Here is a 2,737-nt window from a genome sequence, read left to right as displayed (position 1 = left end):
GCCCTATGCCCCATGCCCCATGCCCCATACCCAATGCCCCATGCTCCATGCCCCATACCCAATGCCCCACGTATTTGGTCATTGATAGGGTATTGCGTTAGAATAAGCGATCGCTATCCTAGTTAAGTAATGCCCGGAAATCAAGGGAGGTGTGATTGACCAAGTTTATTTTGAAAATTCTGTGGTTAGACGAAAACGTCGCTCTAGCAGTCGATCAAGTTGTCGGTAAAGGCACAAGTCCTTTGACCAAATACTTTTTCTGGCCAAGAAATGATGCTTGGGAAGAGTTAAAGAAGGAACTCGAATCCAAACACTGGATTAGTGACCTCGATCGCGTTGAGTTGCTCAACAAAGCAACTGAAGTGATTAACTACTGGCAAGAAGAAGGCAGAAATCGCCCAATGGCAGAAGCTCAGTTGAAATTTCCCGAAGTTGCCTTCACCGGTAGCGCTTGATATTCCAAAATTAACAAGAATAATTCAGAATCCAGAATTCACCGAATCAGAATCAATATACTGGGGATTTAAACTTGCCACTAAGAACAAAGTTTAGATGCCTACACTAAGCCGCCCTTCAAGCATCGACGCTGAAAACTGATGCTGCTAGAGCAAGCGCTGATTGTAGATGGCCAATTTTTCTTGTTTTGTAGGGTACTAAAAAGAAGTTATTCATCCACCAGTCATATATGATTGATTCTGAATTTTGACTTCTGACTCCTGAATTCTTTCTTGTTAACCCTCGCTATTCTACAAGCTGCCAGAGTTGAATAGTCTTGTCTTTGCTGCCACTTGCAATTAGTTGTGTTACTTGGTTCACAGCAATGGCAGATATTGAGTCTGTATGACCACAAAGAGTCCCAATCTCTTGGGCTGTACTCACTGTCCAAAGTTTAACTGTTTTGTCCCAACTTGCGCTAACTAGGGTTTTGGCATCAGCAGTGAAAGCTACACTGATTACAGACCAGGAATGGCCTGAAAGTGTGGTAACTAGCTGACCAGTGTCCACTTCCCACAATTTAATAGTTTTATCATCGCTACCCGTCGCCAGAATTTTGCCATCGGGACTAAAAGCGACTGTCAAAACTGCCCATGCATGACCCGAAAGGATACACGGGCAGTTTTGAAATTCTTTTGGGTCATTTATCTGCCACAGGCGAATTGTTCTGTCATAACTAGCGCTGGCTATCATTTTTCCTTGGGGACTGAAGGCCACTGAATTCACCTGTAATTGATGTCCAGTAAAGGTACAAATTTCGCCTCCAGTACTTACATTCCAGAGTTTGACTGTTTTATCCCAGCTACCACTAGCAAGAATCTCGCCGTCTGGACTGAAAGCAACTGATTTTACAATGTGGGAGTGTCCCAATAAAGTACAGATTTCTTTTAATGTGTTGATATCCCACAATTTGATAGTTTTATCGTCGCTAGCACTTGCCAAGATTTTGCCATTAGGACTGAAAGCAATAGACTTTACTGGTTGCAAATGTCCTGATAAGCTCGCTAAAACTTTTTTAGTCTTTAAGTCCCATAATTTAATGTTTTTATCATCAGAAGTACTGGCTAAAATTTTACCTTCAGGACTGAATGCCAGAGCATTCACACTACTCAAGACAGTGGAATTTTCAATTAAAGTAGATGAGTAGAACCACTGGGGCTTTGGTAATTTCAAATCTTGGGGTTTACATTCCATACCCATTGCTTCCATGACTTCCCCAGGTGATTGAAACCGCTGATTCACAATATTTTGTAGTAATTTATCTAGGATTTTTGCTAAACGTAAATTTTTTTCGTCTTGTTGCCAAATATCGCTTTTAGTAGTCAGATAATCTCGCCAAACCCAACAATTATTAGCAACATCGAATAAATCAAAGGGAGAAATTTGGGTAAGTAGATAAATGCAAGTGACACCGAGACTATAAAGGTCGCTAGCAAAAACAGCTTTTCCTTTTATTTGTTCTGGTGCAGCATATTCTGGACTACCAATATTATTTTCAGTGGTGAAGCAATCAATTTTTGTAACAATTTTGGCAGCGCTAAAATCAACTATCACCAGATTTGCTTTATCTTTAGAGTCAGAGGGGGTTCTACGGATAATATTTTCGGGTTTAATATCGCGGTGGATGATGTGGCGATCGCTAATAAACTGCAAAACTGGTAATAGTTCTTCTAAAATTTCCCAAATCTGAGTTTCATTTAAAGCCCCTTCCTCTTCAACCACCTGAGCTAAATTTTTACCTAAAATCAACTCTTGTACTAAATAAAAGTGCTGTTTGTGCTGAAAATAAGCTAATAAAGCCGGAATCTGGGGATGCTTTCCTAATTCTTCAAGTTGACGCGCCTTTTGCTCAAAACCTGTAGAAGTTTCCCACTCTAGCGATAATTCTTGAACCACGCAGGGAGTTGGCGGAAACTGACCTTCATCCACAGCCAGGAAGGTTTTGCAGAATCCACCTTTACCAATTCGGTGAATTAAACGATAACGTCCTTCTAAAAACAAAATTTTCCCACCAGTTAAGGTGTGGGCAATCTTACCCACCAAAGAAAAACATCTCCATACTTTTAACTGTTGACTTTCAACAGTTAACAGTCAACAATCACCACAAGTGGTTATACTTTTTAGCGCCCATTAGCTTATACCAATTTGAAAAAATAATGCAACACATAGACAAGACCCCTCCCCAACCCTCCCCTTGCCAAGGGGAAGGTGCCGTCAGGCGGGTGGGGTATCTGTCGCAAAC

General features: G+C 41.1%; 2 protein-coding genes. One reads left to right on the top strand and one right to left on the bottom strand.

The annotated features are described in order from the left end of the window. The first annotated feature begins 155 nt into the window (after positions 1-155). Complete coding sequence (locus GNE10_RS33615; RefSeq protein WP_045870192.1) at positions 156-455, top strand: 30S ribosomal protein PSRP-3; 300 nt, start codon at positions 156-158, stop codon at positions 453-455. A gap of 286 nt (positions 456-741) precedes the next feature. On the opposite strand, the gene GNE10_RS33610 is transcribed toward GNE10_RS33615, so the two are convergent. Then, complete coding sequence (locus GNE10_RS33610; protein WP_311774911.1) at positions 742-2,535, bottom strand: serine/threonine-protein kinase; 1,794 nt, start codon at positions 2,533-2,535, stop codon at positions 742-744. Positions 2,536-2,737 lie beyond the last annotated feature (202 nt).

The organism is Nostoc sp. 2RC (assembly GCF_014222165.1).
Lineage (GTDB): Bacteria > Cyanobacteriota > Cyanobacteriia > Cyanobacteriales > Nostocaceae > Nostoc > Nostoc linckia.
The sequence above is the reverse complement of the archived record's forward strand: the minus strand, read 5'-3'. Positions and strand labels throughout refer to the sequence as shown.